The 19360-nt window shown below is 64.2% G+C and carries 19 protein-coding genes and 3 pseudogenes; 8 read left to right on the top strand and 14 right to left on the bottom strand.

Annotated elements, in window-relative coordinates; all coding sequences use genetic code 11:
• Positions 1 to 23: 23 nt before the first annotated feature.
• On the bottom strand, positions 24 to 575 hold the full coding sequence (locus tag ACTHJ1_RS16290) for a F0F1 ATP synthase subunit delta (protein WP_440194446.1): 552 nt from the start codon (positions 573 to 575) through the stop codon (positions 24 to 26).
• A 19-nt stretch (positions 576 to 594) separates the two neighbouring features.
• Positions 595 to 1064 (bottom strand): annotated as a pseudogene (locus ACTHJ1_RS16285) (F0F1 ATP synthase subunit B).
• Here ACTHJ1_RS16285 and ACTHJ1_RS16280 point away from each other — a divergent pair.
• Positions 1018 to 1194, top strand: coding sequence for a hypothetical protein (locus tag ACTHJ1_RS16280; protein ID WP_440194476.1), 177 nt, complete (start codon positions 1018 to 1020; stop codon positions 1192 to 1194). The pseudogene ACTHJ1_RS16285 and the gene ACTHJ1_RS16280 sit on opposite strands and share 47 nt — an antisense overlap.
• On the opposite strand, the gene atpE is transcribed toward ACTHJ1_RS16280, so the two are convergent.
• The 4 genes from atpE to ACTHJ1_RS16260 all read right to left on the bottom strand — a co-directional run bounded on the left by atpE (position 1191) and on the right by ACTHJ1_RS16260 (position 4045).
• Positions 1191 to 1433: a F0F1 ATP synthase subunit C gene (gene atpE, locus ACTHJ1_RS16275; RefSeq protein ID WP_019937693.1), complete on the bottom strand. Its 243-nt coding sequence runs from the start codon at positions 1431 to 1433 to the stop codon at positions 1191 to 1193. The two genes, ACTHJ1_RS16280 and atpE, sit on opposite strands and share 4 nt — an antisense overlap.
• Positions 1434 to 1544: 111 nt before the next feature.
• Positions 1545 to 2426, bottom strand: coding sequence for a F0F1 ATP synthase subunit A (gene atpB, locus ACTHJ1_RS16270; RefSeq protein WP_440194442.1), 882 nt, complete (start codon positions 2424 to 2426; stop codon positions 1545 to 1547).
• Between the two features lie 100 nt (positions 2427 to 2526).
• Entirely contained in the window at positions 2527 to 2991 is a 465-nt protein-coding gene (locus tag ACTHJ1_RS16265; protein WP_440194439.1) for an ATP synthase subunit I, read from the bottom strand.
• A gap of 277 nt (positions 2992 to 3268) precedes the next feature.
• Complete coding sequence (locus ACTHJ1_RS16260; protein WP_440194436.1) at positions 3269 to 4045, bottom strand: enoyl-CoA hydratase; 777 nt, start codon at positions 4043 to 4045, stop codon at positions 3269 to 3271.
• Between the two features lie 38 nt (positions 4046 to 4083).
• Here ACTHJ1_RS16260 and ACTHJ1_RS16255 point away from each other — a divergent pair, with 38 nt between their 5' ends.
• Positions 4084 to 5853, top strand: a complete 1770-nt coding sequence (locus ACTHJ1_RS16255) for a M61 family metallopeptidase (RefSeq protein WP_440194433.1) — start codon at positions 4084 to 4086, stop codon at positions 5851 to 5853.
• 34 nt (positions 5854 to 5887) lie between these two features.
• On the opposite strand, the gene ACTHJ1_RS16250 is transcribed toward ACTHJ1_RS16255, so the two are convergent.
• Positions 5888 to 7444, bottom strand: coding sequence for an AMP-binding protein (locus ACTHJ1_RS16250; protein WP_440194430.1), 1557 nt, complete (start codon positions 7442 to 7444; stop codon positions 5888 to 5890).
• A 274-nt stretch (positions 7445 to 7718) separates the two neighbouring features.
• On the opposite strand from ACTHJ1_RS16250, the gene ACTHJ1_RS16245 reads away from it, so the two are divergent.
• Positions 7719 to 8702, top strand: coding sequence for a Bug family tripartite tricarboxylate transporter substrate binding protein (locus tag ACTHJ1_RS16245; RefSeq protein ID WP_440194427.1), 984 nt, complete (start codon positions 7719 to 7721; stop codon positions 8700 to 8702).
• Positions 8703 to 8709: 7 nt separating this feature from the next.
• Here the strand turns inward: ACTHJ1_RS16245 and ACTHJ1_RS16240 are convergent, their stop codons facing one another.
• Positions 8710 to 9672, bottom strand: a complete 963-nt coding sequence (locus ACTHJ1_RS16240; RefSeq protein WP_440194424.1) for a LysR family transcriptional regulator — start codon at positions 9670 to 9672, stop codon at positions 8710 to 8712.
• A gap of 84 nt (positions 9673 to 9756) precedes the next feature.
• On the opposite strand from ACTHJ1_RS16240, the gene ACTHJ1_RS16235 reads away from it, so the two are divergent.
• Positions 9757 to 10920 carry an acyl-CoA dehydrogenase family protein gene (locus ACTHJ1_RS16235; protein WP_440194470.1) on the top strand — a complete coding sequence of 388 codons (1164 nt, stop codon included), beginning with the start codon at positions 9757 to 9759 and terminating at the stop codon, positions 10918 to 10920.
• A 30-nt stretch (positions 10921 to 10950) separates the two neighbouring features.
• Here the strand turns inward: ACTHJ1_RS16235 and ACTHJ1_RS16230 are convergent.
• Positions 10951 to 11865: pseudogene (locus tag ACTHJ1_RS16230) on the bottom strand (NAD(P)/FAD-dependent oxidoreductase).
• A 75-nt stretch (positions 11866 to 11940) separates the two neighbouring features.
• On the opposite strand from ACTHJ1_RS16230, the gene folB reads away from it, so the two are divergent.
• A complete protein-coding gene (gene folB / locus ACTHJ1_RS16225) occupies positions 11941 to 12300 on the top strand; it encodes a dihydroneopterin aldolase (protein WP_440194421.1) in 360 nt (119 codons plus the stop codon).
• An 8-nt stretch (positions 12301 to 12308) separates the two neighbouring features.
• A complete protein-coding gene (gene ttcA / locus ACTHJ1_RS16220; RefSeq protein ID WP_440194418.1) occupies positions 12309 to 13253 on the top strand; it encodes a tRNA 2-thiocytidine(32) synthetase TtcA in 945 nt (314 codons plus the stop codon).
• Between the two features lie 44 nt (positions 13254 to 13297).
• On the opposite strand, the gene ACTHJ1_RS16215 is transcribed toward ttcA, so the two are convergent.
• The 5 genes from ACTHJ1_RS16215 to apaG are packed head-to-tail and all read right to left on the bottom strand — an operon-like array spanning position 13298 to position 17924.
• Positions 13298 to 14254, bottom strand: coding sequence for a D-2-hydroxyacid dehydrogenase family protein (locus ACTHJ1_RS16215; protein WP_440194415.1), 957 nt, complete (start codon positions 14252 to 14254; stop codon positions 13298 to 13300).
• 28 nt (positions 14255 to 14282) lie between these two features.
• Entirely contained in the window at positions 14283 to 15047 is a 765-nt protein-coding gene (locus ACTHJ1_RS16210; RefSeq protein WP_440194412.1) for a DsbC family protein, read from the bottom strand.
• Between the two features lie 26 nt (positions 15048 to 15073).
• A complete protein-coding gene (locus tag ACTHJ1_RS16205; protein ID WP_440194409.1) occupies positions 15074 to 16243 on the bottom strand; it encodes a UbiH/UbiF family hydroxylase in 1170 nt (389 codons plus the stop codon).
• Complete coding sequence (gene mltA / locus ACTHJ1_RS16200) at positions 16240 to 17526, bottom strand: murein transglycosylase A (protein WP_440194406.1); 1287 nt, start codon at positions 17524 to 17526, stop codon at positions 16240 to 16242. Before mltA ends, ACTHJ1_RS16205 begins: the two co-directional genes overlap by 4 nt.
• A 23-nt stretch (positions 17527 to 17549) precedes the next feature.
• Positions 17550 to 17924 carry a Co2+/Mg2+ efflux protein ApaG gene (apaG, locus tag ACTHJ1_RS16195; protein WP_440194403.1) on the bottom strand — a complete coding sequence of 125 codons (375 nt, stop codon included), beginning with the start codon at positions 17922 to 17924 and terminating at the stop codon, positions 17550 to 17552.
• Positions 17925 to 17970: 46 nt separating this feature from the next.
• On the opposite strand from apaG, the gene rpe reads away from it, so the two are divergent.
• Together rpe and gph are read left to right on the top strand one after the other, a co-directional pair.
• Entirely contained in the window at positions 17971 to 18708 is a 738-nt protein-coding gene (gene rpe / locus ACTHJ1_RS16190) for a ribulose-phosphate 3-epimerase (protein ID WP_440194400.1), read from the top strand.
• Positions 18705 to 19337, top strand: a pseudogene (gene gph / locus ACTHJ1_RS16185) (phosphoglycolate phosphatase); the annotation flags it as partial. The gene rpe and the pseudogene gph, both read left to right, overlap by 4 nt.
• Positions 19338 to 19360 lie beyond the last annotated feature (23 nt).

The raw sequence follows: 19360 nt of genomic DNA, 5'->3' as shown, positions 1-19360 counted from the left end.
GTGACTGGCTGCGTGGGTTAGGGCTACGCGGCCAGCATGTCGCGCATGCGGGTCAGTTGGGCTTGCACGGAAGTGTCGAGCACCTGGTCACCCACGGCTACGCGCACGCCGCCGATCAACGAAGGATCGACCGTGACGTGGGGCTTGAGCTTGAGGCCGAACTTGCCTTCCAGAGCGACGACCAGATCTTTGACCTGGGCATCGGAAAGCTCGAACGCGCTGACGATTTCCGCCTGCGCCGTGCCTTCATGGCGATTTTTCAACGCAATGAATTGCTCGGCGATCTCGGGCAGCAGCAGCAGTCGATCGTTCTGCACCAGCAACTGGATGAGATTGCCGGCCGACGCGGACGTCTCGCTCTTCAAGTCCTTGAGCAGGCCGCCAAAGACTTCGGCGCGCTGCGCGTCGTCCAGGCGCGGATCGCTCATGGCTTCGCGCACATCGGGGTTCGCTGCGACCTGCGCCATTTGACCGATCAGTTCGGCCCAGCCCGACAGGCCCAGGGCCTTGTCGTCGCTGGCCGCCTGAAACAAGGCCTCGGCGTAGGGACGGGCGACAGTGGAAAGTTCAGCCATGTCAGTTCCGCATCACCAATTAAAGCTGCGCCTTGAGCTGTTCGAGCAGCTCGGCGTGGGCGCGCGCGTCGACTTCGCGCTTGAGGATCTGCGCAGCGCCCTTGACGGCCAGGGCCGCCACGTCGTCGCGCAGCGCGTCGCGGGCTCGCTGAACTTCTTGAGCGGCGTCCTGCGCGGCCTGAGCCACGATGCGGGCACGCTCGGCTTCGGCTTCGCGGCGGGCTTGCTCGATCATGGAGGCAGCCTGCTTTTCGGCTTCGGCCATGCGGGCATGGTTTTCAGATTTGGCAGACGCTTCCATCAGGCTGACGCGAGCCTGGGCCTGGGCCAGATCGGCCTTACCCTTCTCGGCAGCAGCCAAGCCGTCAGCGATTTTCTGACGGCGCTCGTCGATCGCCTTCATCATGGGGGCCACACGAATTTCATCGTGAACCAACCCAGAATGAAGAACACGATCATCTGGAAAAAGATCGTCGCGTTCAGATTCACGGTCGTTCCTTTAACACCTTGGCTTCGGACGCACTCACGGCGTTCCGAAGCTCTCGACAATCAAAAACCCGCATCCGGCTACGACCCGGACGCGAGCTCGGCCATCATCGATGGCCAGGCCCGTGCTTAACCAGCGAAGGGGTTCGCGAAGGCGAACAACATGGCGATACCCACGCCGATCAGGAACGCGGCGTCGATCAGGCCGGCCAGCAGGAACATCTTGGTCTGCAGGGCGTTCATCAGTTCGGGCTGGCGAGCCGAGGCTTCCAGGTAGCGACCGCCCATCAGGCCAATGCCGATACAAGCGCCGATGGCGCCCAGACCGATGATAAGACCGCAAGCGAGGGCAACGAAAGCGACGTTGGTCATGACAACTCCTTGGTTAAATATCTGAAATCAAATTTGAAAACGGGTACTGCTCTATGCAAGAAACTCTTGCGGCCCGACGCGCACCTCTGGCCCGCGCCGAAAAAGGGAAAATCAGTGTCCTTCGTGGGCCTGGCCGATGTACACCAGGGTCAGCATCATGAAGATGAAGGCCTGCAGAAGCACGATCAGGATGTGGAAGATGGACCAGATGGAACCGGCCAGGATTTGACCGACGCCCAAGGCGATGCTGGTACCGTTAAAGCCCGTCCAGGCGCCGCCCAGGAGAGCGATCAGCAGGAACAGCAGTTCGCCGGCGAACATATTACCGAACAGCCGCATGCCCAGCGACACGCACTTGGCGGCGTATTCGATGATGTTCATCAACAGGTTGATGGGGGCCAGAACCACGCCGCCAATACCGTGCGCATGGAACGGAGCGGTAAACAGCTCTTTGACGAAACCGCCCGGGCGCTTGATCTTGATGCCGGAGTAGACCATCAGCAGCAGCACGCCCAGCGACATGCCCAAGGGCACGTTCAAATCGGCCGTCGGCAGAATGCGGTGGTAATACAGGAAATCGCCATGATGGCGGCCCCAGCCCAGGGCGTGGAAGATCGTGCCAGGCAGATCGACCGGCAGCAGATCGAGCGCGTTCATCACGGCGATCCACAAGAACACGGTAAGCGCCAAGGGGGTGACGAACAGGCGGCTCTTGACGTTGTTGACGATGCCCTTGGCCTGATCATCGACCATGTCGACAACCATCTCGACCGCGGCCTGAAAGCGGCCCGGGACGCCGGCCGAGGCACGGCGCGCGACATAGCACAGGCACAGCACCACCGCGAGGCCCGTCAGGATCGACCAGAACACCGAGTCGTAATTGACGATGTTGAACTGGGCAATCGTGGTCTGCTTTTCGCCGAGGTTGTTCAGATGCACCAAGTGGTGCTGTATGTACTCCGCCTGGGGCGATACACCGCTTTCTGCAGCCATGGAAAATCCTATCTTCTTGCTGTTTACCCTGGCGGGCCGCTTGCGCTGCCCCGCGTGGAGCCCGGCGCCAACGACCGCGCATTTGTATTCTTGGTACTGCCTACTGCCTTGACCGCCTGCGCAACAACATAAACGGAAGATAGCCCTTCAAGGTGAGCACCAGGCCGGCCAGCACCGCCGGCCACACCAGCCAACCTCGCGCATACCAGGCCGCGAGACCCAGAAAAAGCGCCGTCAGCAGCAGCTTGGCAAGCTCGCCGAAAAGGAAGGCAAAAGGATTGGCCCGTGTCGACCGGACGACATTGACCAGCAGGCGCAGCGCAAAAAACGCATTGGGAAACCAGTAGGCCCCCGCCCCGATCAATGCCGACAGCCCCGCTGCCGCTCCTCCCCACAATCCAGCAAGCGCCGCCGCGAGCAGCCCCATTACCGCCTGGGCTGCCAGAATGAAGAGCATATCCCGGCAAGCCTGCGCATCAAGTGCCTGGCGCTCTTGATCAGACAGGACGATGGGAGGCCCCCACTCTGCTTCAGCTTCGATGTTGCTGCTATCTTCTTGCATCATCACGAATCACATGCGCTTTTATTCAATTGCCAGCCGTTTTGACGCCCGAAGGCTTTTTGCCTTTGGGCCTACAGACAACAAAAGGTGGCGCCAGATCGCTCGGCCCCACCTTGTGTCGTTATGCGTCAGCTTGCAATTCGCACCTGAAAACGTGCTTCGCTAATCGTTTTCGCTAAGCATCAAACCTATCAAGTATAGCTTGTTTTTCTGCTGCACCGCAAATTAGCAAGCCCACTGTCAGGCACCCGTCGCCTTGGACTGCGGGAAAAAACACGGCTCAGCGATGCTTGAACGACGGGGCACGCTTTTCTACGAAGGCGGCCATGCCTTCTTTCTGGTCTTCGGTCGCGAACAGCGAATGAAACACCCGGCGCTCGAACAGGATGCCTTCGGCCAGCGTGCCTTCGTAGGCACGGTTGACGCACTCCTTGGCCATCATGGCCGACGGCAGCGACATGGAAGCGATGACCGTGGCAGCCTCGATGGCCTCGTCGAGCATCTTGTCGGCGGGAACCACGCGCGAGACCAGGCCGGCTCGCTCGGCCTCCTCGGCGCCCATCATGCGCGAGGTGAGTACCATGTCCATGGCCTTGGCTTTGCCGACCGCGCGAGGCAGGCGCTGCGTGCCGCCGGCACCGGGAATGACGCCCAGCTTGATCTCGGGCTGGCCGAACTTGGCCGTATCGGCCGCGATGATGATGTCGCACATCATGGCAAGCTCGCATCCCCCGCCCAGGGCATAGCCCGCCACCGCCGCGATTACCGGCTTGCGCACGCGCTTGAGCGTCTCCCAGTTGCGGGTGATGTATTCGCTGACGTAGACGTCCATGTACGACCAGTCTTTCATGGCGCCGATGTCGGCGCCCGCCGCGAAGGCCTTTTCGCTGCCGGTGATGACGATGGCGCCGATGGCGTCGTCGGCATCGAAGGCGAGCAGGGCTGCGCCCAGCTGGTCCATCAGGGTGTCGTTGAGCGCATTGAGGGCCTTGGGACGGTTCAGGGTCAAGAGCCCCACGCGGCCGCGGGTCTCGGCCAGAACAAAGGATTCGCTCACGGGTATGTCTCCTGGCGGTCGGAATTAAGATATTAGACATGAACGATACCGCCATTCTCTATCGCCTGCAGCCCCACGACCCTGCCGGACACCGCTTCCGTATCACGCTCGCCGTGGCGCAGCCCGATCCCGAAGGCCAGAAATTCGCCCTACCGGCGTGGATACCCGGCAGCTACCTGATCCGCGATTTCTCGCGCCAGATCGAGACGCTTGCAGCCAAGAGCCGCGGCCGGACGGTGCGCGTGGAAAAACTCGACAACCACACCTGGCAGGCCGCGCCTTGCGACGGTCCGCTCGAAGTCGAATACACCGTCTATGCGTGGGACCTGTCCGTGCGCGGCGCCCACCTGGACGAGACGCACGCCTTTTTCAACGGCACCAGCGTGTTCCTGCGTGTCGAAGGGCAGGAACACGAACCTTGCCTGCTCGATCTCGTCGCCCCGCCGGGGCTGGAACACTGGAAGGTCTACACCGCGCTGCCCGAGGCCCGCAGCATGCGGGGCGCGGCGCGGCGGCATGGCTTCGGCCTGTATCGGGCGCCCGACTATGATGCGCTGATCGACTATCCGGTAGAAATGGGCACGCCGAAGGTCGCAAGCTTCACCGCGCACGGCGCCCTGCACGAGCTGGTGTTCACCGGCGAGATTCCCCGACTGGATCTCAAGCGCATTGCCAACGACGTTCAGGCCATTTGCGAAACCGAGATCGCCTTCTTCGAGCCGCGAACCAAGCGCGCACCCTTTCTCGACAGCACGGATCGCTATGTGTTCATGACCATGGTCACAGGCGACGGCTACGGCGGCCTGGAGCATCGCGCCAGCACGGCGCTGATGGCCACGCGCAAAGATCTGCCCGTCATCGGCCAGCAAGGCCAGGGCGAGGGCTACCGTACCTTCCTGGGCCTGGTGAGCCACGAATATTTCCACACCTGGAACGTCAAGCGCATCAAGCCGGCGGCCTTCGTGCCCTACGGATTGTCGCGGGCCGATCTGACGCGCCTTTTATGGATCTTCGAGGGTTTCACGTCGTACTACGACGATCTGCTGCTGCTGCGTTCGGGCCGCATCACCCGTGCGGACTATCTGCGCATGCTGGCCAAGACCATTACCGGCGTGGCGCGTGCGCCCGGCCGCAAGAAGCAGTCGGTGGCCGAGAGCTCCTTCGACGCCTGGACGCGTTATTACAAACAGGACGAAAACTCGCCCAATGCCATTGTCAGCTACTACACCAAGGGTTCACTGGTGGCGTTGGGGCTGGATCTGACCCTGCGCCGGCAAAGCGGCGGACGGCATTCGCTGGACGACGTGATGCGCCTGCTGTGGCAACGCTACGGCCGCGATTTTTATCGAGGCAAACAGCAAGGCCTGGATGAAGAGGGCTTCCCCGCGCTGGTGCGCGAGGCCACCGGTGTGGACGTGCGCCGCTTCGTGGCGCGCTACGCCTATGGCACCGACGACGTGCCGCTGGCCGAACTGCTGGCGACGGCCGGCGTGACGCTGCAATGGAAAACCGCCTCGCCGATTCCTTCCATGGATGTGCGTGTGCGCAAACAGGGCGACGGACTGGCGCTGGCCACGGTGCTGGAGGGCGGCGCGGCGCACAAGGCCGGCTTGTCGGCAGGCGACGTGCTGGTGGCGGTGGATGGATTGCGCGTGGATGCGCCGGCCGGGCTGGACGTGCTGCTGTCGCAATACCAGGCGGGCGAGCGTGTGCAGGTGCATGTGTTCCGGCGCGACGAGCTGCGCATCTTCACGGTTCGACTCAGCGCGCCGGCGGCGCTGGATTGCGTGCTCACCGACGCGGCCTGATCCGCCCGAGGCGGGCGCGCCGCTTCGCGGCCCGCTACCCTACCCGGCGCGCCTGTCCTTCCCAGTAGGTATCGCGCAATTGCTTGCGCGCCAACTTGCCGTTGCCGTTCTTCGGCAGCTCGAGGACGATATCGATGCTGCGCGGCTTCTTGAAATCGGCCAGGTGCGCTTTGCAATGCTCGGCCAGTTCGCGCTCGGTCGCATTGCTGCCCGGCTTGAGCACCAGCACAGCCTTGACCGCCTCGCCCCAGGTGTCGTCGGGCACGCCGAATACGCAGGCCTCATAGACGGCGGGGTGCTGATACAAAGCCTGCTCGACCTCTGTGGGATAGACATTGAAGCCGCCGGTGATGATCATGTCTTTCTTGCGATCGACGATGAACAAGTAGCCCTCCTCGTCCATGCGCGCCAGATCGCCGGTATGAAGCCAGCCGTCGCGCAGCGCCTGCGCGCTCAACTCGGGCTCGCCCCAATAGCCGGCGAAAACATCGGGGCCACGCACCGTAATTTCGCCCACTTCGCCCGTCGCGGCTTCGCTGCCGTCTTCCGCGACCAGACGCATTTCGCCTTCCCCGAAAGTGCGTCCGCAGGAACTGAGCAATTCGGGCCGCGAGGCCATTGCATACGCATGATCGGCCTTGCTGAGCATGACCAATCCGCCGGTCGTCTCGCCGGCGCCGTAGCCTTGGCTGAACAGAGGCCCGAGGGTTTCCCAGGCTTCGCGTATGCGGGCCGGCGCCATGGGGGCTCCGCCATAAGAGATCTGACGTAGCGCGCTAAGGTCGTATCGATGCAGATCGGGCTGCGTGATCAACATATTGACCATGGTGGGAACCATGAAACTGAAAGCCGCGCGATGCCGAGCCGCCGAAGCCAGGAACGCCTGAGGATCGAAACGGTCATGCAGCAGAATGGTGCCGCCCTGGAACAGAAATGGCTGCATGAACATGCCGCTGGCGTGCGTAATGGGGCCGGCCAGCGCCAGCACCTCGCCCGGCTCGGCCCGCATGCGCCCCATCACCACCTTGCGCAGCGACGCCAGGCGGTTTCCAACCGTCTGCATGGCTGCTTTGAGCTTGCCCGTGGACCCGGAGGTGAAGTGCAGCACGGCCAGATCGTCGGCGGCCATCTCGATGTCCGGATTGCGATCGGCGGCCAAGGCAAGCAGGTTCTCATAAGCGCGCCAGGCCCCCATATCCCGCGCACCGGTCACGATCCGGTGCCGCACGCCGCCCAGCTCGTCGCGCACACGGTCGACCAGGTCGGCATGGGCCAGATCGACGATGAGCACAGCAACCCTGGCATTGCTGACCGTGTCGACCACCTCGGCCGCCGACAGCCGTGCGTTCAGCGCCACCTTGACCAGACCGGCCTTGTAAAGCGCGCATTCCAGCTCGATGATCTCGGGGCAGTTCCAGGCAAGGATGGCGACCCGGTCGCCTTTGATCAGACCCAAACCGAGCAGCGCATTGGCCAGCCGGTTGGAGCGGCTTTCCAGTTCGCCGAAGCTGATGATGCGATCGCCGAATATGATCGCCGGACGATCGCGCCAGTAGCGCGCGTTGCGGGTGGTATAGCGTCCTTGATTCATGGCGATTCTCCTTGCGAGGGCGGTTGGATAGCCCGGTTCCTGGAGACCGCATGGTGCGCGATGCGTGGCCTGCAGCGCATAACGGGACGACGCAATCCGATACCGCCGCGTTATCGACGCCGGACATGCCGCGTGGTTATCGGATTGCGCCATCGCGGCATCGGCGCGAACGGCGCGCGGGGTTACATCTAACAGTGCCCCGTCGAGGAAGACGCGGCGGGATCGGGCGGCGAAAAACCGCCGCCGTCCCATACCCAAAAACAGGAGACATCGCATGCCGACACGCTATTCGAAACTTCGCCTGCTGGCCGCCATGGCGCCGGCAATGCTGGCGCTGCTGGTGCCACCGGCCCATGCGGACGGCTATCCATCCAAACCCATACGTTTCATTGTGCCGTTCTCGGCCGGCGGCCAGCTGGATTATGTCGCCCGATTGGTCGCCAAGCCGATGAGCCGGAATCTGGGACAAAGCGTGATCGTGGAAAACGACAGCGGCGCGGCAGGCACGGTGGCCGGCGCGAAGGTCGCCATCGCCGCGCCCGACGGCTATACGCTGCTGGAATACGGCGAAAATTTCCCTATCGCCAAGCATCTGATGCCTCATCTGGCCTATGACCCCGTGGGCGCCTTCGCCATGGTGTCGGGCATCAGCCTCTCTCCCCACATCATCCTGGTTTCCACCCAGCTGCCGGTACACACGCTGCGGGAACTGGCCGCCTACGGCAAGGCGCATCCCGGCATATTGAGCTATGGCAGCCCAGGCCTGGGCTCATCCATGAATCTGACTTTCGAAATGATCAAACGGCATTTCGGCATCGATGCCGTCCACGTGCCCTACCGGGGCGGAGCCAATATGCTGACCGACCTGGCGGGCGGACAGATCAATGTCGGCGTGATCGCGGTATCGCCCGCCATGCCGCTGATCAAATCCGGCAAGGTTCGGGCGATTGCGATCACCAGCGCGAACAGGGATGCGGCCTTGCCTGATGTGCCCACTGTGGCGGAGTCGGGCTACCCGGACTACAACAGCGGAAGCTGGGCTGGCGTGGCGGTGCCCAAGGGTACGCCGTCGGCGGTGATCTCCCGACTGAACCAGGCCGTTCTGGCCGCACTGGCCGATCCCCAGGTGAAGCAGGCGCTGCAGTCACAGTCGTTCACCGCCATCGGCGGCACGCCGGAACAGTTGACGCACCGGGTCCGACGCGAATCGGACCGTTACGGCCCGCTGATCGAGAAATTGGGTCTGCACGCGAATTGAGGCCGATCTACCCCGATCGGCTCGTGCGGCGCGCCGCAATGCCCGCCGCATCGGTGGCGGGCAAGCGAACATGGCGGGCGGCTCCGTGCTCGCGCAAGATCTCCATCAGACGCTCCGCCAGCGGCGACCGGTATGCGCCGCGCAGCGTCAGCAGACCTATCTCGCGATGCCAGATGAGGTCTTCCAGCGGCACTGCGCTCAACCCCTTGCCGGTCGCCGATGCCAGCGTGATTTCGCTGACGACCGTAAGCAGGTCGGTGTTGAGCAGGATGCTCGCCAGGCTGGCGACGGAAGCGTTGGATTCGACGGTCACATTCGGCGGTTCGAATCCATGCTGCCTGAAACAGGATTCCAGCCAGCGGCGGGCCGCCACCTGGGGGCCCGGCAGGATCCAGCGATAAGGCGCAAGATCGGCCAGGCCGATGCGGCTGCGGCCAAAGAGGGGATGGCCGGCTCGGGCGGCGACGTACAGGTCGTCGACAAAAAGCGGCACGCTGTCCAGCTCGTCCGACGCCGCAGCCGCGTGCAAAGAACAGATCACCATGTCCAGGCCGCCCTGTCGCAGGCAAGACAGCAGCGCATCGTTGAGATTGACCATGACGTTGACACGCGCCGCAGGACGCTGGGCCAGCAACGCGACACAGGCCGGATTGAAAAAAGGCTCGGCCAGCAGCGGCGTGACGCCGACGCGCACCAGACCGACCGTCCCTCTGTGCAGGTCGCCTGCTTCCCGCAGTGCATCGTCCAGGCTGCGCCGCGCCTGGGTCGAGCGCAGAAAGAAGGCCTGCCCTGGCATGGTCAGCTCCATGCCTTTGGGCGTGCGATGGAAGAGCTGCAGACGCAGTTCCTGCTCCAGTCGGCGTATGCCTTTGGTCAGCGCAGGCTGGCTGACGCCGAGTTCGTCGGCCGCTCTTCCCATGTGGCCCGCACGCGCCACCGCCAGGAAATAGTCCAGGTCTTCCAGTCTCATGATTCCGCCCGGTTATCGACAACCCGGGAAAGATAATCGCGACCCGATTGCGGACTGTCAAGCTTGCGGTATCGAGGAGAAAACATCATGACACGCATTGACGATCCACTACTGCGCTCTCTGCGCGAAACGCTGCAGCGCTACCTGCACGACGAGCTCATTCCCATGGAAAAATCGATGGGGCTGGGCTATGAAGACAAATTCCCGCGGGAACTGGTGCGCTCGGTATGGCAACGCGCGCGCGCGTTGGGTCTGTACGGACCGCAATTGCCGGCCGACTTGGGCGGACAAGGTCTGAGCCTGCGGTCTCTATGCGTGCTGAAAGACGATGTGGCCGCGTCGGGCGCGATTCTGTTCCCTCACGTTCTGGGAGACTGGGGCGGCCCGTCGCGCATCGGCAGCCTGGCGCAATACGCCACACCCTATCAGCGCGACCGCTACATTCTGCCGGTGGTCAACGCCGAGCGAGGCGCCTGCTTCGCCATGACGGAACCGCAATCCGGATCGGATGCGTCGCGCCTGATGACCACCGCCGTCATCGATGGCGACGACTACATCGTCAACGGCGTCAAGCATTACATTTCGGCCTCCACCTTTGCCGACTTCGCCGTGGTCATGTGCGTCACCGATCCGGACAAGGGCGCCGACGGCATCTCCGCGATATTGATAGACCTGGATCAGCCCGGCGTGCGCTTGAGCTACGACTGCGTGCCGATGACAGGCCAGTATGTCGACGCCGACATCACCTTCGATCAGGTGCGCGTGCCCCGTAAAAATCTGATCGGCGAACCCGGCAAAGGCTTCAAGATCGCGATGAACCGGGTCAGCGTGAACCGGCTGCTGCATTGCCCGACGATGATAGGCCTGGCACGCCAGGCTCTGCGGCTGGCGCTGGACTACGCGCACCATCGGCAGCAATTCGGCGGCCCCATCAGCCGCTTTCAGGCCATCCAGCACATGCTGGCCGACATGGCGACAGCGCTCTATGCGTGCGAACAAATGGTGCTGGCCACGGCAGAACGGGCCGATGCCGGCGATGATGTGCGCGAGACCGCGTCGATGTGCAAGCTTTTCGTCTCGGAGCGCTGCTTCGAGATTGCCGACAAGGCCATGCAGATCCACGGCAATGTGGGCGTCACCAAAAATCACCCTGTGGAATTCATCTTCCGCCGCCTGCGCCTGTACCGGATCGTGACCGGCACCAGCGAAATTCAGCGCAACACGATCGCCAAGGGGCTGCTGGCATGACTGCGCGGCCGCGGGCGATGCCCGCGCCGCCTAGCGGCCCAGCTTGCGCTGTATGGCCTTGGCAGCCACGACGCCGTCGGCCATGGACGTGACCACACAGGGGTGCATGCGATTGGCGACTTCGCCTATGGCGTAGACGCCGGGCAGGCTCGCCTGCGCGGTGGCGGCGTCGGTGCGGATATAGCCGCGCTCGTCGCGCGCCAGATTCAGGTCGTCGGCGAAGGCTGCCTGCGGTTCCCAGCCGTAGAACACCAGGATGAGGTCGTAGCGACGGCCGTTGACCGTGCGCGCGACGGGGTCGACGTCGTAGTCGCCGCGATGCACGCCGACGTCGCCGGCGCGTCAGATCCATTGCGCTTGCGCGCGCACGGTGCGCGAGTACAGGTGCACTGTTTTCGCGCCGCAGCCGCGCACATAGACGAAATTTTCGAAGGCATTGTCGCCGCCGCCCAGCACGGCCACTGACAGGCCGGCGTAGTCCTGCGCCACGATGGCCGAACCCGGTCCCACCAGCACGCCGGGCCAGCGCGCCTGCGGCGGATAGCCCGCCAGATTGCGCGCCAACACGCCGGAAGCGATAACCAGGGCTCGACCGCGCGCAGTCTTGTCTCGTGTCACGCCGGATAGCCTGGCCTCGGGCGGCTCGATCGGCTCGACGACGAAGAGGTTTTCTTCGATGCGAACCCGCGCGACAGGCGAGCGCAGAACAACGGGCACGCCCGCCGCGCGCGCGCTTTGCTCCAGGTTGGCGGCAACCTGCAACCCGGTAGCCCCGGGAAGCACGGCGGTCCAGTCGTCCGTAAAAGGATTGGTGGCCGTCAGTCCGCCCAGGCGCTCGCCGGCCTCGATCAGCAAGGGCGCCAAGCCCAGGCGCGCCAGCCAAACGGCGCACGACACACCGGCCGGCCCGCCCCCAACGATCACCGCGTCGTATACCTGTTGCATGTTCTTGAGCTGTCCGTGAGAGTCGATTGTAGTCACGCCTTACAATGAGGTTTTCCCCATTTTGCTTTCGAGATCATGCTGACCCGCCGCATCATTCTCTCAGGTCTGGCGCTCGACGCCCGCGTCGGCATACTCGAGCACGAACGCCGCGCCACGCAGCCCTTGCATATCGACGCCGAATTCGACGTGGACATCATGCACAAGACCGACGACCACGACATTCATAGCGTGCTCGACTACCGAAGTCTGCGTGAAACCATTATCGATCAGTGCACGCGCGCCCACGTGAATCTGCTGGAAACCTTGACCGAGCAGATCGCGGAGCGGCTGCTGGCCGAGTTCCCGGACATCAATGCGGTCAAGCTGCGGATCAGCAAGCCCATGGCGTTTTCGGATTGCGCGGCGGTGGGTGTGGAAATACAGACGCGTCGTTGAGCAATGTCATGGATACCCCTGTTTTTCTTAACACAGCCGAATTGAAAGCCAAGCGCGAGGGCGACAAGCTCTCGAAGCGACTGGCGCGCGAGGTGACGCGCGCGATCTCCGACTACAGCATGATCGAGGCGGGCGACCGCGTGATGGTGTGCCTGTCGGGGGGCAAGGATTCGTACGGGATGCTGGACATCCTGATGGCGCTGCAAAAACGTGCGCCCTTCCCGTTCGAGCTCATCGCCGTCAACCTCGATCAGAAACAACCGGGCTTCCCGGACGACGTGCTGCCTGCGTATTTAACCGAACTGGGCGTGCCCTTTCATATCGAGACGCAGGACACGTATTCCATCGTCACACGCGTCATTCCCGAAGGCAAGACGATGTGCTCGCTGTGCTCGCGGCTGCGGCGCGGCATTTTGTATCGCGTGGCGGGCGAGCTGGGCGCGACCAAGATCGCGCTTGGCCACCATCGCGACGACATCCTGGGCACGTTCTTCCTCAACCTGTTCTACGGCGGAAAGATGAAAGGCATGCCGCCCAAGCTGATCTCGGACGACGGCCGGCACACGGTGATACGGCCACTGGCCTACGTGCCCGAGAGCGACCTGATTGCCTATGCCCAGCTCAAACGGTTTCCCATCATTCCCTGCAATCTCTGCGGTTCGCAGGAAAACCTCAAGCGCAAGGAAGTCTCGCGCATGCTGAACGAGTGGGATCGCAAACATCCGGGGCGCGCCTGGAACATCTTCAATTCGCTGTCGCGCGTGGTGCCTTCGCACCTGATGGACCGCGAGCTGTTCGACTTCGCGGGCCTAAAGCCCACCGGTCTGCCCGACGCCAACGGCGATATCGCCTTCGATCGCGAGGATCCGGAGGAAGACGCTGCGCAGGCCTGCGACGGCGCCGATGACAACCTCATCGAGAAAACGATCCGGTTCAGCGGCCTGCGTTCTTGAGTCTTGAGTAGCCGCGGCATGTCGCAGCCACTCAAGAACTCAACTCAAGACAGCACCCGAACCGGCGTTCCCTGTACCCAAGCCTTCACCGCCTCGACCGCATTGGTATAGAAATCGCGGAAATTGGGTTCGTTCACATAGCCCAGATGCGGCGTGAGAACGATCTTGTCCATCGAGCGCATCGGATCATCCGCCGGCAAGGGTTCGACCTCGAACACATCTAGACCCGCCCCCGCCAAACGATCTTCGCGCAAGGCGGCGAACAATGCCTTCTGATCCACCAAGCCTGCGCGCGAGGTGTTCACCAGAAACGCCGTAGGCTTCATGGCGGCCAGGGCCGCCGCGTCCACCACATGCCGCGTGCGCTGGCTCAACACCAGATGCAGGCTGATCACGTCGCAGGTGGCGAACAGGTCCTGCTTGTCCACGCGTTCGAAGCCCGCCTCCTGCGCGCGCGCGTCGGTCAGATTGGGGCTCCAGGCCACCACGTCCATGCCGAAGGCCTTGCCGACCGCGCCGGTAGCCGCGCCCAGCTTGCCCAGGCCCACCAGGCCCAGACGCTTGCCGGCCAGGATCTGCGGCATGCCGGTTTGCCAGAGGCCGGCACGCATGGCGCTTTGTTCCTGGGGAATGCGCTTGAACAAGGCCAGAATCAATGCCCAGGCCAGCTCAGCGGTGGCATGCACGGCCTGGTTGTTGCCCGGCGCGCCGCACACCAGTACGCCGCGCGCCTTGCACGCCGTCATGTCGATGGCGTTGTTGCGCATGCCGGTGGTGACCAGCAGCTTGAGATTGGGCAGCGCCTCGATCAGCGCTGCGGGGAACGGCGTACGCTCGCGCATGGCCACGATCACGTCGAAAGGCGTCAGCGTCTCGATGCGGCCTGGGCCTTCGGCCAGGTATTCGTGAAAAACCTGCACGTTCGCGTGAGGCCCCAGGGCCGTCCAATCGGCATAGCGTTGCGCCACGCCGTGGTAGTCGTCCAATATCGCTATGCGCATGATCCGCTCCTATCGGCGCCGCCAGGTTTTAGTCCTGCTCGCTCCGCCCGTCGAGTCTGGCCTGCAGCATGTCCAGCGGCAGCGCGCCGCTGATGTGCGTGCCGTCGGCGAAATACAGCGTGGGGGTGCCGGTCACCATCAGCTTCTGGCCCAAAGCCATCAATTTATCGAGCGGCGCCTTGCACGGCACGTCCGCGGCCGGCATCTTGCCCTTGAGCATCCAGTCGTCCCAAGCGTCGGCCGGATCCTTCGCGCACCAGATGGCAGCCGATTTTTCGGCAGAATCGGGCGCCAGGATGGGATACAGGAACGTGTAGATGGTGACGTTGTCGACCTGCTGCAGTGTATGGCGCAGCTGCTTGCAGTAGCCGCAGTTGGGATCTTCGAAGATGGCGACGCGGCGCTTGCCGTTGCCCTGCACCTTCTTGATCGCGAGATTGAGCGGCAGTTGGTCGAAAGCGATGTTGGACAGCGATTGAATGCTGGCTTTGGTGACATCGCGCCGCGTCATCGCGTCGATAAGATGCCCCTCCAGAACCCAGCTGACTTTTGCGTCGGTGTAGACCATGTTCATGCCGACCTGCACCTCATAGAGGCCATAAGGCGTGGCGCTTACGCGGCCTACATCCAGGTCGGGGAAGCGCTGGTGAAAGCGCTCTTTCACGGCTGCGGCGGCCGGATCGGCGGAACTGGCGGCTGCCGGTTCGGCGGCGCGAGCGCCTGCGGCAAAGGCGGCAAGCGACGCCACGGCGCACAAGGCCACGGCGAATTTGCGCAGAGAAGCGGGGATCATCGAAGGACTCCGGTACGGCGCTGCGCTCAATTGCGCGAAGCGCCTTCTATCAGTTGTCGTTTCACGAAAGGCAACGCGTCGACCCAGCGCATGCCGGCATTGCGCAGCCAGGCCAGCGGCGCGGCCTGGATGCCGAACAGACGGTGCAGGCCGTCGGTGGCCAGGCGCATGGCCAGCACCGGCTCGGCCCGGGCACGCTGATAGCGGCGCAGCACGCGGGCATCGCCTGCCGCGCGGAAATTTTCGCGCTGGCAGACCGCCTCGGCCAAGGCCTGTACGTCGCCCAGCCCCAGGTTCAGGCCTTGTCCCGCCAAGGGGTGTACGCGGTGCGCGGCGTCGCCCACCAGGGCGATGCCCGGGCCGGTCATCTGCGACTGATCCACCGACAACGGGAAGCCGTGCAGGGCGCCGCGCATGCGCAATGCGCCCAACCGGCCCTGCGCGGCATGCGCCAGTCGATTTTCCAGCTCGGCGGCCTGCTCTTGGTGAGGCAAAGCGAGCAAAGCCTCGGCCTGCGCTTTGCGCATGGACCAGACCATGGACACCTGCGGGCCGGCGGCGGTGTCGGGCAGCGGCAAAAGCGCCAGTACGCCGTCGTCGCGGAACCATTGCAGGGCCGTACTCTGATGCGGCCGTTCGGCATCCAGATGCGTCACCAGACCGATATCGTGGTAGGGGCGGGATTCGTGTTTGATTCCGGCGGATTCGCGCAGCCGGGAGGCGGCGCCGTCGGCGCCGACGAATAGCTCGGCCTGCATCCGGCGGCCGGCGGCCGTCTCGACCTCGCCGTCACGCCAAGTCTCGCAGCGATCGTCCAGCCATTCGATGCCGAACATGCGCACGGCCTGGATCAGCACGCGCTCGATCTCGCCCGATTCGACGATCCAAGCAAGGTTCTCCTGCGCGGCCTGCCAGGCATGCAGATCGACTCGTCCGTCGCCGTCGCCGTAGATTTCCATGGCCTGCACGGGCGCGATGCGCGCGGACGGCAGCATGTGCCAGACGCCAAGTCCGTCGAGCAGCCGCTGGCTGGCCGGAGAAATGGCGTAGACGCGCGGGTGATAGACATCGGCCTGCGCCGCCGGCACGTCGCCGCGCGGAGCCAGCACAGCCACGCGCTGCCCTTTGCGAGCCAGGGCCAGCGCGCACGACAGGCCCACGATGCCCGCGCCGCAAACAAGTATTTGAGGTTTCATCGCGCCGACGGCTCCCCGGCCTGCTTGGGCCACAACAACCACATCTGGCCGCGCTGTTTCATGCGGCCCGCCTGTCGCCCGGCTTCGTCACCCGAGCCCCAGTAGAAATCGGCCCGCGCCGCGCCCTGGATCGCCGTGCCGGTGTCTTGCGCGAGCACCAGGCGAGGCATGGGCAGGCTCGAGCCCGGCTCGGTGGTGGCCAGGAACACGGGAGTGCCCAGGGGCACGAAATGCGCGTCCACCGCGATCGAACGCTTGGGCGTCAGCGGCAAACCATAGGCGCCGTTCGGCCCCAGGGAGGGGTCGCTCAACCTGTCGGAGCGGAAAAACACCACGGCCGGATTGGCATCGAGCATTTCCTGCACGCGCGCCGGATTGCGCCTGGCCCAGGCACGGATGTTCTGCATGGAAGTCTGCGACAGCGGCATCTGCCCATGATCGGCCAGCCAGCGGCCGATGGACACATAAGGCCGGCCATTGTGATCGGCATAGGCCAGGCGCAGGATCTGCCCGGCATCGGGCCCGGACGTCAGGCGCACCAGGCCGGAGCCTTGCACCTGCAGAAAGAAATTATCGACGGGATCGTCGATCCAGACCAATACCGGCGGCTTGTGGTCCGAGGCCTCGATCTGCGCGCGCGAGTCATAGGGCACGACGCGGCGGCCCACCAGCTTGCCGCGTATGCGCTTGCCCGCCAGGTCGGGATAGACCGAGCCCAGGTCGATGGTGAGCAGATCATTGGGCACCGCATACAAAGGCCATTGGTACGGGCCGCCGCGCTGCAGCGAGCCGCTGACCATCGGCTCGTAATAGCCGGTGACCAGATTGCTGGCCGGCCTGTTGTCGGGCCCGTTCAGGCGCCAGGGCTGCAGCCATGCCTGAAGAAAACGGCGCACCGCTGCGGGATCGCTCGCGCCTTGTGCTGCCGCCGCGGCGCAGACCGGCTGCCAGGCGCGCGGCGCGGCGCGCGCGGGCATGGCCAGGCTGCCGCTCACCGGCCGCATCAGTCCGCGGCAATCGCGCAGAAAGGCCGGCCAGAAACCGGACAGATCGTCGTCGCTCCAGCCCGGCACATCGGTCCAGGCGACGCGCGCGAACTTGCCGGACAGGGGCCGCGGCGCCGTCTCGGGCAGGGCCGACAGGGGCGGCACGACCAGAGGACCTTCCAACGACGGCGCACCGGCACCGGGAAGGGGGGCAGGAGGCTTTTCGGGAGTGGTGGTGCAGGCTGCCAGGACAGCGGCGACCAGAACCAGGAAAAAACGGCGGATAAGACGCTTCATGAAAAACCGGGTCGAACCTGGGCTCAATGCAGAGTCCGCGGCATGGAAAGCAGGAATTCTGCGATGGGGACGTCGAACGGAATGCCGTTCTCTCCCACGCAATGGTAGGTGCCCTTCATGGTGCCCATGGGCGTGGGCAAGGGACAGCCGCTGGTGTATTCGAAAGTTTCTCCGGGCGCGAGCAGAGGCTGCTGGCCCACCACGCCCAGGCCGCTTACTTCTCGCACCTGCTGGTTGTCGTCGGTGATGATCCAGTGCCGGCTGATGATCTGCGCCGGAAATTCGCCGGAATTGGTGATGCGAACCGTATAGGCGAACAAATACAGCTGCTGGCCGGGCTTGGACTCTTCCGGGACGAATCGCGGCGTGACGGAGACGGTCAGGTTGTAGGGTTTCAAGGGGCAGTCCCGCAAGGCTTTCGGGGAAAATACAATACTGCACATTATGCCCTCGGAAGCCCCGAACACCATGTCCACGCCCTCGGCCGCCACGGCCCGCATCGCCCCCAGCATCCTGTCCGCCGACTTCTCCCGCCTGGGCGAGGAAGTGCGCAGCGTCATCGACGCCGGCGCCGACTGGATCCACTTCGACGTAATGGACAACCATTACGTACCCAATCTCACTATCGGCCCCATGGTGTGCTCGGCCATACGCCCGCACGTGCAAGCGCCCATCGACGTGCACCTGATGGTCGAGCCGGTCGATGCCCTCGTGCCGCAGTTCGCCAAGGCCGGCGCAGACATCATCACCTTTCACCCCGAGGCCTCGCGCCACGTCGACCGCACGCTCGCGCTCATCCGCGACAACGGTTGCAAGGCCGGGCTGGTGTTCAATCCGGCTACGCCGCTGTCGTACATGGACTATGTGATGGACAAGCTCGACGTGGTGCTGCTGATGTCGGTCAACCCGGGGTTCGGCGGCCAGTCGTTCATCCCGGCCACGCTCGACAAGCTGCGCCAGACGCGCGCGCGCATCGAGCGCTGGACGCAGGAAGGCGGCCAGCCCATTTTGCTGGAAGTCGACGGCGGCGTGAAAGTGGACAACATCGCCGAGATCCGCGCGGCGGGCGCCGACACCTTCGTGGCCGGCTCGGCGATCTTCGGCAAACCCGATTATCGGGCCGTGATCAAGGCGCTGCGCGAGCAGATCGCCCTCGGCGAAGCGCAGAGCGCGCGGGCATGACACAAAATCGGCCGCCCATCCTCGCCGTGCTGCTGGACCTGGACGGCACGCTGGTCGACTCCATTCCCGACCTGGCTGCCGCCGCCAACGCCATGCGCGTCGAGCTGGGTATGCCGCCGCTGGGCCTGGAAGTGCTGACCACGTTCGTGGGCAAGGGCATGGACTATCTGGTGCGCCGCACGCTGGCGGGCTCGCTGCATGTCGATGCGATGCCGGACGACGATCTCGGCCGAGACCTGTTCGCGCGAGGCCGCGCCTCGTTCCGCCGTCATTACACGCTGGTCAACGGCGATATGGCCACGGTCTACGACGGCGTGATCGACGGCCTGCGGGCCATGCAGGTCCAGGGCCTGAAGCTGGCCGTGGTCACCAACAAGCCCACGGAATTTACGGGCCCGCTGCTCACGCGCGTCGGTCTGGCCGGCTTTTTTTCCGTGGTCGTGTGCGGCGACACCTGTGCGCGCCGCAAGCCCGATCCGGACCAGGTACTGCATGCCTGCGAACGGCTAGGCGTGGCGCCTGCCCAGGCGGTCACTATCGGCGATTCGCTGAACGACGCGCAATCCGGCCGCACGGCCGGCACACCTGTGAAGGCCGTGACATACGGCTACAACGAAAGGCCGGACGTATAAACGAAGGACAAGGACGGCAT

Source organism: Bordetella sp. (assembly GCF_051960075.1).
Classification (GTDB): domain Bacteria; phylum Pseudomonadota; class Gammaproteobacteria; order Burkholderiales; family Burkholderiaceae_B; genus Bordetella.
This window is presented reverse-complemented; position numbering and strand designations above follow the sequence as displayed.

Bases quoted from the DNA above. Each gene is read 5' to 3' on its own strand.
- ACTHJ1_RS16215 (WP_440194415.1), bottom strand. From the start codon at position 14,254: ATGCGCATAGCGATATTGGACGACTACCACGGCGTGGCGCAACGCTAT.
- atpE (WP_019937693.1), bottom strand. From the start codon at position 1,433: ATGACCAACGTCGCTTTCGTTGCCCTCGCTTGCGGTCTTATCATCGGT.
- ACTHJ1_RS16280 (WP_440194476.1), top strand. From the start codon at position 1,018: ATGAAGAACACGATCATCTGGAAAAAGATCGTCGCGTTCAGATTCACG.
- ACTHJ1_RS16250 (WP_440194430.1), bottom strand. From the start codon at position 7,444: ATGAATCAAGGACGCTATACCACCCGCAACGCGCGCTACTGGCGCGAT.
- ACTHJ1_RS16210 (WP_440194412.1), bottom strand. From the start codon at position 15,047: ATGATCCCCGCTTCTCTGCGCAAATTCGCCGTGGCCTTGTGCGCCGTG.
- ttcA (WP_440194418.1), top strand. From the start codon at position 12,309: ATGGATACCCCTGTTTTTCTTAACACAGCCGAATTGAAAGCCAAGCGC.
- folB (WP_440194421.1), top strand. From the start codon at position 11,941: ATGCTGACCCGCCGCATCATTCTCTCAGGTCTGGCGCTCGACGCCCGC.
- ACTHJ1_RS16245 (WP_440194427.1), top strand. From the start codon at position 7,719: ATGCCGACACGCTATTCGAAACTTCGCCTGCTGGCCGCCATGGCGCCG.
- ACTHJ1_RS16265 (WP_440194439.1), bottom strand. From the start codon at position 2,991: ATGATGCAAGAAGATAGCAGCAACATCGAAGCTGAAGCAGAGTGGGGG.
- ACTHJ1_RS16255 (WP_440194433.1), top strand. From the start codon at position 4,084: ATGAACGATACCGCCATTCTCTATCGCCTGCAGCCCCACGACCCTGCC.
- mltA (WP_440194406.1), bottom strand. From the start codon at position 17,526: ATGAAGCGTCTTATCCGCCGTTTTTTCCTGGTTCTGGTCGCCGCTGTC.
- rpe (WP_440194400.1), top strand. From the start codon at position 17,971: ATGCCCTCGGAAGCCCCGAACACCATGTCCACGCCCTCGGCCGCCACG.
- ACTHJ1_RS16240 (WP_440194424.1), bottom strand. From the start codon at position 9,672: ATGAGACTGGAAGACCTGGACTATTTCCTGGCGGTGGCGCGTGCGGGC.
- ACTHJ1_RS16205 (WP_440194409.1), bottom strand. From the start codon at position 16,243: ATGAAACCTCAAATACTTGTTTGCGGCGCGGGCATCGTGGGCCTGTCG.
- atpB (WP_440194442.1), bottom strand. From the start codon at position 2,426: ATGGCTGCAGAAAGCGGTGTATCGCCCCAGGCGGAGTACATACAGCAC.
- ACTHJ1_RS16290 (WP_440194446.1), bottom strand. From the start codon at position 575: ATGGCTGAACTTTCCACTGTCGCCCGTCCCTACGCCGAGGCCTTGTTT.